The organism is Pseudazoarcus sp. NS36, from assembly GCF_059703705.1.
This window is the reverse complement of record NZ_BAAKJA010000003.1, coordinates 109,556-123,571: the sequence shown is the minus strand read 5'-3', so window position 1 is coordinate 123,571 and position 14,016 is coordinate 109,556. Positions and strand designations below refer to the sequence as shown.

Here is a 14,016-nt window from a genome sequence, read left to right as displayed (position 1 = left end):
CGCGTCAGCGCCGTGCCGACAGCAGTGCGCCGACCGACACCAGCGCCAGCCCGGCAATCGCCGTGACCGTCAGTGCTTCGCCCAGCAGGATCCATGCGCCCACGGCGGAAGCGCCCGGCACGATGGCCAGCGTCATCGACGCGCGGTACACGCCGATGGTCTGACAGGCATAGGTGTACATCGCGCCGGCCAGCAGCGCCGCGACGATGCCTTGGTACACCGCCTGCAGCGCGATCTCGCCGAAAGACGCACTGGCGATGCTCTTGGGCAGCCACAGCAGATACACCGGCATGTAGACCACCAGCGAGATCACTGCCATGCCGACGATGGCGCTGCGTGGCGGTACCTTCCAGTGTCGGCCGAGCATGCCGAATACGGCCCAGAACAGCGCCGCGATCAGGAACAGCACGTCGCCTTTCCATACGTCCGAATCGCCGATCTCGCCCAGGCTTTTGCCCGCGATCAGCAGCAGTCCGGCGGAAGTCGTGCCGAGCGCAATCAACACCCGCCGCGACAGGTGAAAACCCGCCGTCACCGCCACCAGGATCACCGTCCAGAACGGAATCCCGCCGTTGATGAAAACCCCGGCGTGGGCCGTGGGAGCAAAGGCGAAGCCCGAGTACGCCAGCAGCGAGTACCCCACGCCGGCCACCATCGCCAGCGCGAAATAGCGCGGGTATTCGGCCACCGGCACCATGCGCAGAAAGAACGGCAAGGCCAGCAAGCCGGATACCCCGAAGCGCAGCGCTGCGATGTCGTAGGGTGTCAGCGCGCCAGTGGAACCGAAGCGCGAGACGATGTTGAAACCCGACCAGCACAGCACCACGATGCCGGCGGCGATCAGGCCGCGGGTGTGGTCGGAGAGGCCGGTATTGGCAGAAACGGATGGGAGCATGAAGGGCAGTCGGCGGGGAGGTCGGTTGATTGTGCCCACTCGGCCTGGGGAAAGGCTGAAACCTGTTGCCGAACAGGCAACTATCTTTGGTCTATCGCGCAGCTTGGTCAAAGGATCGGAACTTGATCCTGGTCGATGAAGGTTTTAGCGCTCATACAGATGGCGCTGGAAGCTGACGAAGGTGTTGCGTATCTGGTCCGGAGGGCCGAGTTCAGCAAAGGCATCGGGCAGCGCACTGTACTTGAGCCGTAGCAGCGGCCCGAGCTTGTCCTCATCCAGCTCTTCCACGCCCACGCCAACGTAGTGCGTCAGCACAAAGCTGAGGAACACCTGCTGTTTGCTGTCGTACTCACTGCCAATCACAGCTTTGGCGCGCTCGGCGCGCTGCTCTCGGGTCAGCGGTGTGTCGGCGTAGGCAATGTGGGCCAGCACGTCGAACAGGTCGCTCTGTTCGGCTTCGATGATTTTCTGCATTTCGGCAAGCTGGTCGTGTCCGAAACCTCTTTCGGCCAAGCCGGCGAGCAGCTTGCGGCGCGTGTCCGGTGCACTCCAGATGGCGCGCAGTTCGTCTTCGTCCTTGAAGAACTCGGGCAACTGGCCGTATAGCTCGGTGACGAACTGCGCGGCCGACATCGGCGTGCCGTCCGGGTGCCAGAAGCTGGTGGCGATCATGTGCTGGATGCGGCGCTCCTTGCCGTCAGCCAGCCTGACGGTGGCCTTCTTCTTTCTGATGCACACGCAAGGGCGCTGGCCGCATTCGCGGCAGGCTTGCTTCGGGCAGGTGCAGGGTTGGTTGCCGCATACGTAGCAGAGCGGTGGTGGCTCCTTGATGCATACGCAGGGCGTATGTCCGCATTTGGCGCAGGGTTCCGGCTGCAGCGGTTCGCCGTCCCACTCCGGGTCGCTGAAGTGGTGGTGGGCCTTCACGAAGTCGTAGATCGTGAAGTAGTCCTTGCCGTCGTAGAGCCGCGTGCCACGCCCGATGATTTGCTTGAACTCGATCATGGAATTGATTGGCCGCATCAGCACGATGTTGCGCACGTTGCGCGCATCCACCCCGGTGGACAGCTTCTGCGAGGTCGTCAGAATGGTCGGGATGGTCTTTTCGTTGTCCTGGAAGTCGCGTAGCCACTGTTCGCCCAGCGCGCCATCTTCGGCGGTGACGCGGTGGCAGTAGTTCGGGTCGCTGCTGCGCTTCATCTGGTTGATCAGGTCGCGCACGGCCAGGGCGTGCTCCTGCGTGGCGCAGAACACCAGAGTCTTCTGGCGCTGGTCGATCTCGTTCATGAAAATCTCGACGCGCTTCTTCTCGCGTTCGCGGATCTTGATGATGCGGTTGAAGTCCGCCTCACCATAGCGCTTGCTGGCTTCGATCTCGCCTTCCACCAGCGTGTCGTCCGGGGTGTAGACGTATTCATCCAGCGTGGTGGCGATCTGGCGCACGCGGAACGGCGTCAGAAAGCCGTCGTTGATGCCGTCCTTGAGTGAATACACGAACACCGGTTCGCCGAAGTAGGCATAGGTGTCGGTGCTGTCTTTACGCTTGGGCGTAGCCGTCAGGCCCAACTGCACGGCCGGCGAGAAGTAGTCGAGGATGGCGCGCCAGTTGCTCTCGTCGTTTGCGCCGCCGCGGTGGCATTCGTCGATGATGATGAAGTCGAAGAAATCCGCCGGATACTCGCCGAAGTACGGCGACGGGTGGCCATCCTTGGGCGGGCCGCTCATGAAGGTCTGGAAGATCGTGAAGAAGATGCTGCCGTTCTTCGGCACCCGCCCCTTCTTGCGGATGTCGTCTGGCGCGATGCGCACCAGCGCGTCTTCGGCGAAGGCCGAGAATGCGTTGTAGGCCTGATCGGCGAGGATGTTGCGGTCAGCCAGAAACAAAATGCGCGGGCGCCGCGTCGGCTCACTGCCGGATTTCCAGTCGGTGAGGCTCCAGCGGCTGTGGAACAGTTTCCACGCAAGCTGAAAAGCGATGAAGGTCTTGCCTGTTCCGGTCGCTAGCGTCAGCAGGATGCGCTCCTGCCCTGCGGCCAGCGCTTCCAGCACCCGTTCCACGGCAATGTCCTGGTAGTAGCGCGCCTGCCAGTAGCCGCCCTTGTCCTCGAACGGCACGGCAGCAAAGCGGTCGCGCCAGGCATTGGTGCTGGCAAAGGTCGCGTCCCACAGTTCCTGTGGCGAGGGGAAGGCGTGCACTTCGCCTTCCGCGCCGGTGTGCATGTCGATGCGGTAGACGCCCTTGCCGTTGCTGGCGTAACTGAAGCGCACGCGTAGCTTGCCGGCGTAGTCCTTGGCCTGACTCACTCCCTCGGTCAGCAACTTGCCGACCGCCTTGGCCTCGATCACCGCGAGCCGCGTGTTGCGGTACTCCAGCACGTAATCTGCCGTCAGGGCCTTGCCGCGCCGGCCTGCGCCTTCCAGCCGGCCGAGGGTGATGGCGTATTCGCGCCGCACCCGGCTGCCGTCCACCACGCCCCAGCCAGCGGCGGCCAGCGCGGGGTCGATCAGTTCGGCGCGGGTTTCGGCTTCGTTCATCCTGTTCAGCGGAACACTTCTTCGGTGCGTTTGAGGTAGCCGAGGAAGTCGATATGGGGAACCTTCACGGTTGCCATGTCGCAAACAGCGGGAATCTTGTACTTGCGCTTCTGTGCGGGCAGGTTTTGAACGGCCTCGTTGGTGACGAGCTCGATATCCCGCAATTTTGCCGAAGCGATGATGATCAGATCGTTCTCATCTACCCCGCTGCCGTAGCGATCTTCCTCAATGCCCAGCAGACCTTTTATGCGCAGAGCTTCTTGCAGGATGGCTTCGCTTACCGGGATGACCTGAACTTGGTTGTCTTTGAGCCACGCCACGCATTCGGGCACTTTGTGGCCGACTTCTTCGAGAGCGACATCAGAGAGCTGAACAAGACCGGCCTGTACACGCTGCGCCATCCATGCCCATAAAGGCGGAAACTGCCCGATGGGGTAGTTATCCCACGCGTGGATCATGGAGGAGGCATCAAACGCCTGCATAGTGCCTTTCCAGCTTGTGCAGGTCGCTGATCTTCAGGTTGTCGAGGTAGGTGCTGGCTTTGGCCAGGGTGATTCGGCGTGTGTTCAGGGCGTCGAGCACGGTGCGTACGTAGCCATCGCCGAAGATGTGTTTCGGTTCGCGGTTGCGGTATTCCCGGCTGCCCCCGCTCTCGGCAACCGGTGCACCCTGCTTCTTCCACCATTCACGATATTCGCCGTATTCGGCGCGCGAGAGGCGTCCGGCGTCCATCAGCCGTCGCAGGATCACTTCGGTGCTCACGCCCCATTTTTGGCGCTGTGGCTGCAACCAGTCATTGAATTCAGTCACGTCGTCCGGGCGTTGGTCATCGCGGATGCTGTGCAGAAAGGCGTCCGGCACCAGCACATGGCCGGCAAAGGCATTGGCTTCGCGCTCCTTGCCTTCGTGCGAATACAGGTCGCTCTCGTCGTCGATCCAGCTGGTCTGGTGCAGCAACACATGGCCGAGTTCGTGCATCAGCGTGAAGCTCTGGCGGCGGTCGACGTCCTGTTTCTTCACCACGATCACCGGGCATTCGGCGTCGTACAGCGCGAAGCCGCTGATCGGGCTTTCCTTGGCGATCTGCCATTTGCCGGCGTAGCCGTTGCTCTGGAAAACCAGCACGCCCTTGGCCTCGACCGCGCGGCGATAGCTCTCGAAGCTGTTGCGCTCGCCCAGCCCGAGCCATTCGCGGGTGCGTTTGGCGGCTTCCGGGATGCTCAGGCCGTCAAGGGCTGGCGGCGCGAATCGAACGATGTCCTCGGCGTCGAGTTCTTCACGCAGGGCAAGGTAGATGGCGCGTTGGCGCTCGACGCGTTCGATGAACAGTTTCAGGCGGGGCGACAGCTCCGGCTTCTGGTTGGCCAGCGTGCGGAACTGCGGGGTATGCACCTTCTCCTCGTTCACCGGTCCCGGTTCGAGGAAGAACAGCGTGCCACGCCCGAAGAAGGCGGCGATCTTGCGCAATTGGTTGAAAGTCAGCCCGCTTTCGCCGGTCAGGGCCTTAGCGAGACTGGCCGGGGCGATGTCAACCTCGCGCGCAAGCGCATCCGGCGTCATGCCATGATCGGCACAACACCATTCGATGCGTTCGGCGTTGATCGACTGGATGCGTTCCATGCTTTGGATTATATGGGCGATTCCGTCGAGCTGCCCTACAGCGCGCCGCTGAAAGCCTGATGCAGCAGGGATGGCTTCAGCTCGTCCAGTGCTTCGAGCTTGCGCAGGTAGAGTGCTTCGAGGCGTTGGGTTTCTGCAAGGAACTCGTCGAGCATGGAAACGATTGCCTCTTGTTTTTCAGTGCTTGGAGGATAAGCGACCGCGAAGTCCTGAATCTGTGCTTTTGTAATGGCCTGTCGTGTTGCGCCTCCCTCTTCGCCAGTCTCAAGTAGCTTGTCTTTGTAGGGTTTTGAGATGAGCAGGTAGTGCAGGAACTCCGGGGTCAGCACATCAGCCTGTGGGCGAATAATCGAAACGTGTTGATTCACTCGGGCGGGTAGAACATTGTCTGGTGCGAGGCAACAGCGAGCAACTGACGCACCTGTAATGTTCAACAGCACATCTCGCGACTTAATCTCGACATTCGCCAAGTCGCTTGCTTGAGCTTCATCTAAAAATGCCAGCTTTGCATACTTGAACCCAAGGTCATGAACGTTGAGGCTGCGGATGAGCGAAACACCTTCGCTCTTGTAAGACGCCTCCCCCCCGCGTGGCGTAGCCCCGCTGCCAATCTTGGTGGTAATTGCTTGTAATCGATTCTCCACCCACCCCTCACCTCGCTGGCTGAAGACGGACTGGAGGTGGCTTTCGAAGAGGGCGCGGGCGTTTTGGCGGTTTTGCTCGGCGGCGGCGCGGGCGGTGGCGATGCCGGCAAAGACCTCGTCGAGGATGGAGACGATGCGTTGTTGTTCAGGTTTCTCGGGATAGACGATCTGAAGCTCTTTCAACAGCTTGTAATGACGCGCGTAACCCAGCGAATCCAGACGCACAGTCTGCAGTTGATAGTAAAAAAACTTAGGAAGCAGGAAGTCTAAAGGCTGAAGAATTTTTACGCCGTCGGCGCCCAGAACAAAGTCGAAGTCGACGTACTTCAAAACCTTTGTGTGATCTCCGAAAATGACCAAGGGTGTGCTGACCTTGAACAGATCATCCTCGCTATTCCAGTAGCCATTTATAAACTCTGCTTCTTGCGAGACGATAGGGAAGGCACCATTCTCAAGAAAGTCTTGGCGAGGAATTTTTTGGGTGTATGTCACCTTCTCGATACACCCCTCAAAAGGCTTCGATTGCCAGCCCGCTTTCATAGCATCGCCCTGATCTTGCCCAGCACCTCGGCACTCTCCGCATCCACCGCCGCAATCTCATCAAGGATGTCTTGCGGGCTGCGATGCGCCACCGCCTCGGCGTTTTTTGCGTTGCGCACCGACAGGTCGTAGCAGACGGTATCCACATCCGCGATGTCCACCGACCAGCTCTTGGGCGAGTCGGCGAAGGTCTTTTGCAGTTCGAGGAACTCGGTGAGGTCGGCGTCGTTGAGCGGGTTGGTCTTGCCGAGGTTGCGGCCGGGGTTGAGCTGGTAGTACCAGAGCTTGCGGGTGGGGGTGCCTTTCTCGAAGAACAGCACCACGGTCTTGACGCCGGCGCCCTGGAAGGTGCCGCCGGGGCAGTCGAGGATGGTGTGGAGCTTGCAGGATTCGAGCAGCAGCTTGCGCAGCGAGACGGAGGCGTTGTCGGGGTTGCTGAGGAAGGTGTTCTTGATGACGATGGCGGCGCGGCCGCCGGCCTTGAGCAGCTTGATGAAGTGCTGCAGGAACAGAAAGGCCGTCTCGCCGGTACGGATGGGGAAGTTCTGCTGGACCTCGGCGCGCTCCTTGCCGCCGAAGGGCGGGTTGGCGAGGATGATGTCGAAGCGGTCCTTCTCCTGCACGTCCGCGAGGTTTTCCGACAGGGTGTTGGTGTGGGCGATGTTGGGCGCCTCGATGCCATGCAGGATCATGTTCATGATGGCGATGACGTAGGCGAGGCTCTTTTTCTCCTTGCCGTAGAAGGTGCGCGTCTGCAGGGTCTTGAGGTCGGAGGTGGTGAGGCGCGGGCGGGTGGAGAGGTAGTCGTAGGCCTCGCACAAAAAGCCGGCCGAGCCGCAGGCGCCATCGTAGATGCGCTCGCCGATCTTGGGGTCGAGCACGCGGATCATGGCGCGGATGAGCGGCCGCGGGGTGTAGTACTCGCCGCCGTTGCGCCCGGCGTTGCCCATGCGCTTGATCTTTTCTTCGTAGAGCATGGACAGCTCGTGCTTTTCGCTCTGCGAGCGGAAGCGCAGTTCGTCCATGTGGTCGATGATGTCGCGCAGGGTATAGCCGCTGCGGATCTTGTTCTTGATCTCGCCGAAGATCTCTCCGATCTTGTATTCGATGGTGTCGGGCCCGCTGGCGCGCTGCTTGAAACCCTGCAGATAGGGGAAGAGCTTGCGGTCGACGAAGTCCACGAGGTCGTCGCCGGTCATGGCGAGGTTGTGGTCTAGCTTGCCGTGTTCATCCTTGGGTGCGGCCCAGGTCTCCCAGCGGTATTCGGGGTCGAGGATGTTGCGGTAGCTGCGGCCTTCGAGCATGGCTTCGGCGGCCTTGTCCTGCTCCAGCCCGTCGAGGTACTTGAGGAACAGCAGCCACGAGGTCTGCTCGGTGTAGTCGAGCTCGGTGGTGCAGCCGCTCTCTTTCCAGAGCGCGTCGTCGATGTTGCGGAAGGCTTGTTCGAACATGGGTGGGTCGCAGTGCGATTTAGGCGTGAGTGAGGCGGAATCTGTGGCTGGAGTTTAACGGCAGACACTGCATTGACGTTGTTTGCATAAGCGAGCCAAGCAAAACGCCCGGACAAGCCGGGCGTTTTGTTTTTGGACTGCGCGAAGTGTGGTGCTTATACGTCGATGTTCTGCGCGTACACCGCATTGCTCTCGATGAAGGCACGGCGCGGTTCGACGTTGTCGCCCATGAGCGTGGTGAAGATCTCGTCGGCGGCGATGACGTCGTCGATCTGCACGCGCAGCAGACGGCGCACTTCGGGGTCCATGGTGGTTTCCCACAGCTGCTCGGGGTTCATCTCGCCCAGGCCCTTGTAGCGCTGCTTGGTGAGGTTGCGTTCGACCTCGCCCAGCAGCCAGCGGATGGCGTCGGCGAAGCGGGTGACCGGCTGGCTCTTTTCGCCGCGGCGGATTTCGGCGCCGGTGCCGATCAGGTCGGCGATGGATTCGGCGGCTGTGCGGATGCTGCGGTAGTCACCCGACAGGAGGAAGCTCTCCTCGATGGAGGTGATGCGGCGGTTGCCGTGGTACATGCGCTCGATGGCCAGGCGCCAGTTCTCGGACTCTTCGTCATATTCGGCGAGGATGCGGATGTCGTCCGAGACGTGCGGCTGGATGGCGGCGGCCGAGGCGCGGGCGGCCTCCTCGTTCTCGAGGCTGACTGCGACGTTGCGCGCAAGCATGGCGTGCAGCACGGCCGGGTCGATGTAGGCGGCCAGGCGGTTGATGACGGCTTCGGCGAGCAGGAAGCTGCGGGCCAGCCCGGCCAGCGCTTCGTCGGCGATGGGGTCGGCGCCGGTGCGCGGGAGCAGGGCGGCGTTGTCGAGCGCCAGACGCAGCAGGTGCTGGTTGAGCTCGTTGTCGTCCTTGATGTAGTGCTCGGCCTTGCCGTGCTTGATCTTGTACAGCGGCGGCTGGGCGATGTAGATGTGGCCGCGCTCGACCAGCTCCGGCATCTGACGGTAGAAGAAGGTCAGCAGCAGGGTGCGGATGTGGGCGCCGTCGACGTCCGCGTCGGTCATGATGATGATGCGGTGGTAGCGCAGCTTCTCGGGCTTGTAGTCGTCCTTGCCGATGCCGGTGCCGAGCGCGGTGATCAGCGTGGCGATTTCCTGGCTTTGCAGCAGCTTGTCGAAGCGGGCCTTCTCGACGTTGAGGATCTTGCCCTTGAGCGGCAGGATGGCCTGGAACTTGCGGTCGCGGCCCTGCTTGGCGGAGCCGCCGGCGGAGTCACCCTCGACCAGGTAGATCTCGGACATGGCCGGGTCTTTTTCCTGGCAGTCGGCCAGTTTGCCGGGCAGGCCGACACCGTCGAGCAGGCCTTTGCGGCGGGTCATTTCGCGCGCCTTGCGGGCGGCGTCACGGGCGCGAGCGGCCTCGACGATCTTGCCGCAGATGGTGCGCGCGTCGTGCGGGTTCTCGAGCAGGAACTCGGCGAGCTTGCTGGCGACCACTTCTTCCACCGCCGGGCGGGCTTCGGAGGAGACGAGCTTCATCTTGGTCTGGCTGGCGAACTTGGGGTCGGGCATCTTGACCGACAGCACGCAGGCCAGGCCTTCGCGCATGTCGTCGCCGGTGATGTCGACCTTGGCCTTCTTGGCGATTTCGTTCTCTTCGATGTACTTGTTCATGATGCGCGTCATCGCCGCGCGCAGGCCGGTGAGGTGGGTGCCGCCATCCGCCTGCGGGATGTTGTTGGTGAAGCACAGCACCTGCTCGGCGTAGGAGTCGTTCCACTGCATGGCGACTTCAACGGTGAGTTCGGCATCGCCCGTGGGGGTCGGGATGCGCGTCGAGCCTTCGGCGTAGAAGATGGACGGATGCAGGGTGCTCTTGCTGCGGTTGATGTACTCGACAAAGCCTTTCACACCGCCGGCGAAGGCGAAGTTCTCTTCCTTGTTGTGGCGCTGATCGATCAGGCGGATGGCCACGCCGTTGTTGAGGAAGGACAGTTCGCGCAGGCGCTTGGCGAGGATGTCGTAGTGGAATTCGATGTCGCCGAAGATCTCTTCGTCGGCGAGGAAGTGCACTTCGGTGCCGCGCTTGGTGGTTTCACCGACCACGCGCATCGGGCTGGTTTCGATGCCGTTGACGACCTCGATGACGCGATCCTGCGGCACGCCGCGGTGGAATTCGATCAGGTGCTTCTTGCCGTCGCGGCGGATGGACAGGCGCAGCCACTTGGACAGGGCGTTGACGCAGGACACGCCGACGCCGTGCAGGCCGCCCGAAACCTTGTAGCTGTTCTGGTTGAACTTGCCGCCGGCGTGCAACACGCACATGACGATCTCGGCCGCCGAGCGCTTGGGTTCGTGCTTGTCGTCCATCTTGACGCCGACCGGGATACCGCGGCCGTTGTCGGTGACGGAGATGGAGTTGTCGGCGTGGATGGTGACGGTGATGTCGTCGCAATGTCCGGCCAGCGCTTCGTCGATGGCGTTGTCGACTACCTCGAACACCATGTGGTGCAGGCCCGTGCCATCGGAGGTGTCGCCGATATACATGCCGGGGCGCTTGCGCACTGCCTCCAGCCCTTCGAGCTGCTGGATGCTGGATTCGTCGTAGTCTTCGTTGATCGGGCGATTCTGGAATTCGGACATGTTCTTCTCTGTTCTGCGGCCCGCGTGTGCGGGCCGGGTACATCCTCGTGGCGGCCGGTTGGCCACCGCGTGAGCGCCGGTGCGTTCCGGCGCGGTGGCGGAGTTCAGATCCGCATCGGCATCACGACGTACTTGAAGCTGTCGTCACCGGGAAGGGTGAGCAAGGCCGACGAGTTGCCGTCGTTGAAACGCCACTCGATGGTGTCGTGCGAAACATTGCCGAGCACGTCGAGCAGGTAGCTGACGTTGAAGCCGATGTCGGCGCCTTCGCCGTGGAAGTCGATCTCGATCTCTTCAACGGCTTCTTCCTGCTCGGTGTTGGAGCTGCTGATGCGCAGCACGCCATCATCGATCACGAGGCGTACGCCGCGGAACTTCTCGTTGGTGAGAATGGCGACGCGTTGCAGTGCGGCCAGCAGCGGAGCGCGCTCGAAGATCACCAGTTTGGGGTGATTCTGCGGGATCACGCGCTCGTAGTCGGGGAACTTGCCGTCGATCAGCTTGGACACCAGCTCGGTCGGGCCGAAGCGAAACTGCGCCTGATTGCCGGCGAGGACGACTTCAAGCAGGTCGTCGGTGTCGGCAAGCTGGCGCGCCAGTTCGGTGACGGTCTTGCGCGGCAGGATGACCTCGGTGCGCTCGATCGACGATTCGATGGGGCTGGCGGCAAAGGCCAGGCGGTGGCCGTCGGTAGCGACCATGCGCAGCTCGTTGCCGTCGACGATCAGCAGCAGACCGTTGAGATAGTAGCGGATGTCCTGCTGCGCCATCGAGTAGGCGACCTGCGCGAGCTGACGCTTGAAGGCTTTCTGCGACACGGAGAAGCGCGCACCGCCCTCTTCAGGCGGGTTCATGCGCGGGTAGTCGGCGGCCGGCAGGGTCTGCAGCGCGAAGCGGCTCTTGCCGGCCTTCACGGTCAGGCGCTTGTCGTCGAGCGTGAGATTGACGTCGGAGCCGTCGGGCAGTGCGCGCAGGATGTCCTGCAGCTTGCGCGCCGAAACCGTGAGGTTGGCGTCTTCACCGCCCAGATCCCCGGCAGTGGTGGTGCGGATCTGGATCTCGATGTCGGTGGCCAGCATGGTCAGCTGCTCACCGCGCTTCTCGATCAGCACGTTCGACAGGATGGGCAGGGTGTGGCGCTTCTCGACAATGTTCGACACCGACTGGAGCGGGGCGAGTAGCGCGTCACGGGTAGTGGTGAGCAAATGCATGGCGTCAGATTCGTCCGTCTTGATTGTTGGTCTGTCCGGCATTTTGCCGGGCGCGGGCTGGTTTGGCGCTCATCCCCGAAGAACCTGGGTCAGAACGTGTACGTCGTGATTCAACTGAGGGTCGCCGAGGCGCAACTCGGTGATCGTACGACAGGCATGTAACACCGTAGTGTGATCGCGCCCGCCGAAGGCTTCGCCGATGGCCGGCAGCGACATCGGAGTGAGTTCCTTGGCCAGCCACATGGCCACCTGGCGCGGTCGCGCGATGACGCGGGTGCGTTTGCGCGAGTGCATGTCGGCGACCTTGATCTTGTAGAAGTCGGAAACCGTCTTCTGGATGTGCTCGATCGTGAGCTGGCGGTTGTGGGCGTTGAGCAGGTCTTTGAGCGCAGCCTTTGCCAGCTCCAGCGTGATCGGCTGGTTCTGGAAGTTGGCGTAGGCGACAACCTTGTTAAGCGCGCCTTCGAGCTCGCGCACGTTGGAGCGCAGGTTCTTGGCGATCAGGAAGGCCACATCGTCGCAGATCTGTGCGCGCAGGGCTTCGGCCTTCTTCTTGAGAATGGCGACGCGCATTTCCAGCTCCGGCGGCTCGATCTGCACCGTCAGGCCCCAGTCAAAGCGGGAAATCAGGCGATCTTCCAGCCCCTGGATATCCTTGGGGTAGGTGTCGCAGGTGATGACGATCTGCTTCTTGGCCTCGGTCAGCGCGTTGAAGGCATGGAAGAATTCTTCCTGCGTGCGCGTCTTGCGGTTGAAGAACTGGATGTCGTCGATGATCAGCAGGTCGAGCGAGCGGTAATACAGCTTGAACTGCTCGAAGCTCTGTTGTTGATAGGCGCGCACCACGTCAGCGTAGTAATCCTCGGCGTGAACGTATCGGATCACCGCCGACGGATTGTTGCGATACACCGAGTTGCCAATGGCGTGCACGAGGTGGGTCTTGCCGAGGCCGACGCCGCCGTAGATGAACAACGGGTTGTAGCCGGTGCCCGGGTTCTCGGCGACCTGCATGGCAGCAGCGCGGGCCAGATCGTTGGCGCGGCCGGTGACGAGGTTGTCGAAACTGAAGTCGCCGTTCAGGCGCGTCTTGTCGTAGCCCGACTCGGCTACACGACGGCGCGGGGCTTCGGCGGCCGGGCTGGCGGAAACGGGTTCCGGTGCGGAGACCGGCGCAGGAGCATTCGTCGCGGCCGCAGGCGCGGTGGCGCCGTTGGTGACGTTCGGAAGGACCAGTTGCAGATCGATCGGCGCGCCGTGGAACTCTTCACCAAGCTCCCCGATACGGCGCAGGTAGCGCTCACGAACCCATTGCAGCACGAAGCGGTTGGGTGCGAACAGGCGCAGGGAGGGCGTGTCGGTGGTATGGTCGCCGTCTGCCTTGAGCGCCTTGATCCACGTGCTGAACTGCTGCGGCGGCAGCTCGCTCTCGAGTCGGGACAGGCAGAAGGACCAGAAATCTTGGGTCACGGATTCGTCGGCTTGGGCTCGCGGTTCCATGCAAAGCGCGGGCGGATGGCGGGGCCGCGAGGCCTGCCATCGGATTTGCCACTACACGCCAGGCATGCTGGAAAAACCCTGCTGTGATGAGGCCGGCAAGACAATCGCATGAGGGCCGGCGCGGCAACAGGGTACGACCCCCGGATTCTACCCCCGCAGCGCCCGACTTATCCACAGCATGGGCCAAAAAATGTGCTTGACAAACATGGTCCTATCGCATCAAATACCGCGTTTGACCCAAACCCGGCAGAACCAAAATGAAACGCACTTACCAGCCTTCCGTCGTCCGTCGCAAGCGCACCCATGGCTTTCTGGTCCGCATGAAGACCCGTGGTGGCCGCGCGGTGATCCGTGCCCGCCGCGCCAAGGGTCGTCACCGTCTCGCCGTCTGAGGTGATCGACACACCAGACGCCGGACAGGGTTTTCCCGGCGTCTGCAGATTGCGAAAAACGGATGAGTATTCATCCGTTTTTGCTTTTCGGCGGGCGCTCAAGGGGCGCTACCTGATGCTGCACTACCGACCCAGTGATCTGCCGCATGCACGCCTCGGCGTTGTCGTGGCGAAACGTCTGGCGAAGCGTGCCAACGTGCGCAACCTCGTCAAACGTATCGTGCGCGAGCAGTTCCGCAAGCGGCGGGAAATGTTGCCTGCAGTCGATATCGTGATGCGGCTCTCGGCCCCGGTGGGTGAGGCAACGCGCAGCATGATCAACGAAGATGTGGTCCGTTTGCTGGAACGCCTGCCAAGATGATGACCCGGTTTTTGATCGGCCTCATTGCTGCGTACCGTTACTGCATCAGCCCGCTGCTCGGGAGCAATTGCCGTTTTTACCCGACCTGTTCCGAATATGCCCGCGAAGCCATCGAGACTCATGGCGCCTTGCGCGGCACGTGGATGACCGTGCGCAGGCTCGGTCGATGCCACCCCTTCCATTCGGGCGGGTATGATCCCGTCTCCAAACCTTCGCACAGCCAAGACTAAA

The 14,016-nt window shown here is 62.0% G+C and carries 12 protein-coding genes; 3 read left to right on the top strand and 9 right to left on the bottom strand.

Features of this window, described 5'->3' with window-relative positions:
• Window positions 1-4: 4 nt before the first annotated feature.
• From AC6H0R_RS05805 to dnaA, 9 genes are all read right to left on the bottom strand, one after another.
• Complete coding sequence (locus tag AC6H0R_RS05805; RefSeq protein ID WP_497580397.1) at window positions 5-895, bottom strand: DMT family transporter; 891 nt, start codon at window positions 893-895, stop codon at window positions 5-7.
• 144 nt (window positions 896-1,039) lie between these two features.
• Complete coding sequence (gene hsdR, locus AC6H0R_RS05800) at window positions 1,040-3,430, bottom strand: EcoAI/FtnUII family type I restriction enzme subunit R (RefSeq protein WP_497580396.1); 2,391 nt, start codon at window positions 3,428-3,430, stop codon at window positions 1,040-1,042.
• Between the two features lie 5 nt (window positions 3,431-3,435).
• A complete protein-coding gene (locus AC6H0R_RS05795) occupies window positions 3,436-3,912 on the bottom strand; it encodes a DUF4411 family protein (RefSeq protein WP_497580395.1) in 477 nt (158 codons plus the stop codon).
• The gene (locus AC6H0R_RS05790; RefSeq protein ID WP_497580394.1) at window positions 3,899-5,050 is read right to left on the bottom strand and encodes a helix-turn-helix domain-containing protein; all 1,152 of its coding nucleotides are present in this window, start codon (window positions 5,048-5,050) and stop codon (window positions 3,899-3,901) included. The genes AC6H0R_RS05795 and AC6H0R_RS05790 overlap by 14 nt, the downstream gene beginning before the upstream one ends.
• Window positions 5,051-5,085: 35 nt before the next feature.
• A complete protein-coding gene (locus AC6H0R_RS05785; protein WP_497580393.1) occupies window positions 5,086-6,234 on the bottom strand; it encodes a restriction endonuclease subunit S in 1,149 nt (382 codons plus the stop codon).
• Window positions 6,231-7,685 carry a class I SAM-dependent DNA methyltransferase gene (locus AC6H0R_RS05780; RefSeq protein ID WP_497580392.1) on the bottom strand — a complete coding sequence of 485 codons (1,455 nt, stop codon included), beginning with the start codon at window positions 7,683-7,685 and terminating at the stop codon, window positions 6,231-6,233. Before AC6H0R_RS05780 ends, AC6H0R_RS05785 begins: the two co-directional genes overlap by 4 nt.
• 155 nt (window positions 7,686-7,840) lie before the next feature.
• Window positions 7,841-10,324, bottom strand: a complete 2,484-nt coding sequence (gyrB, locus tag AC6H0R_RS05775; RefSeq protein WP_497580391.1) for a DNA topoisomerase (ATP-hydrolyzing) subunit B — start codon at window positions 10,322-10,324, stop codon at window positions 7,841-7,843.
• A gap of 104 nt (window positions 10,325-10,428) precedes the next feature.
• Window positions 10,429-11,535, bottom strand: coding sequence for a DNA polymerase III subunit beta (gene dnaN / locus AC6H0R_RS05770; RefSeq protein ID WP_497580390.1), 1,107 nt, complete (start codon window positions 11,533-11,535; stop codon window positions 10,429-10,431).
• Window positions 11,536-11,604: 69 nt separating this feature from the next.
• Window positions 11,605-13,002 carry a chromosomal replication initiator protein DnaA gene (gene dnaA / locus AC6H0R_RS05765; protein WP_497580389.1) on the bottom strand — a complete coding sequence of 466 codons (1,398 nt, stop codon included), beginning with the start codon at window positions 13,000-13,002 and terminating at the stop codon, window positions 11,605-11,607.
• Window positions 13,003-13,289: 287 nt separating this feature from the next.
• On the opposite strand from dnaA, the gene rpmH reads away from it, so the two are divergent.
• From rpmH to yidD, 3 genes are read left to right on the top strand one after another with little or no spacing between them, the layout of a single operon-like run.
• Window positions 13,290-13,424 (top strand): 50S ribosomal protein L34, encoded by a 135-nt coding sequence (gene rpmH, locus AC6H0R_RS05760; RefSeq protein WP_002926183.1) that lies wholly within the window; start codon window positions 13,290-13,292, stop codon window positions 13,422-13,424.
• Window positions 13,384-13,785, top strand: coding sequence for a ribonuclease P protein component (gene rnpA / locus AC6H0R_RS05755; RefSeq protein WP_497580388.1), 402 nt, complete (start codon window positions 13,384-13,386; stop codon window positions 13,783-13,785). Before rpmH ends, rnpA begins: the two co-directional genes overlap by 41 nt.
• Window positions 13,782-14,015 (top strand): membrane protein insertion efficiency factor YidD, encoded by a 234-nt coding sequence (gene yidD / locus AC6H0R_RS05750; protein ID WP_497580387.1) that lies wholly within the window; start codon window positions 13,782-13,784, stop codon window positions 14,013-14,015. Before rnpA ends, yidD begins: the two co-directional genes overlap by 4 nt.
• Window position 14,016: the final 1 nt, after the last annotated feature.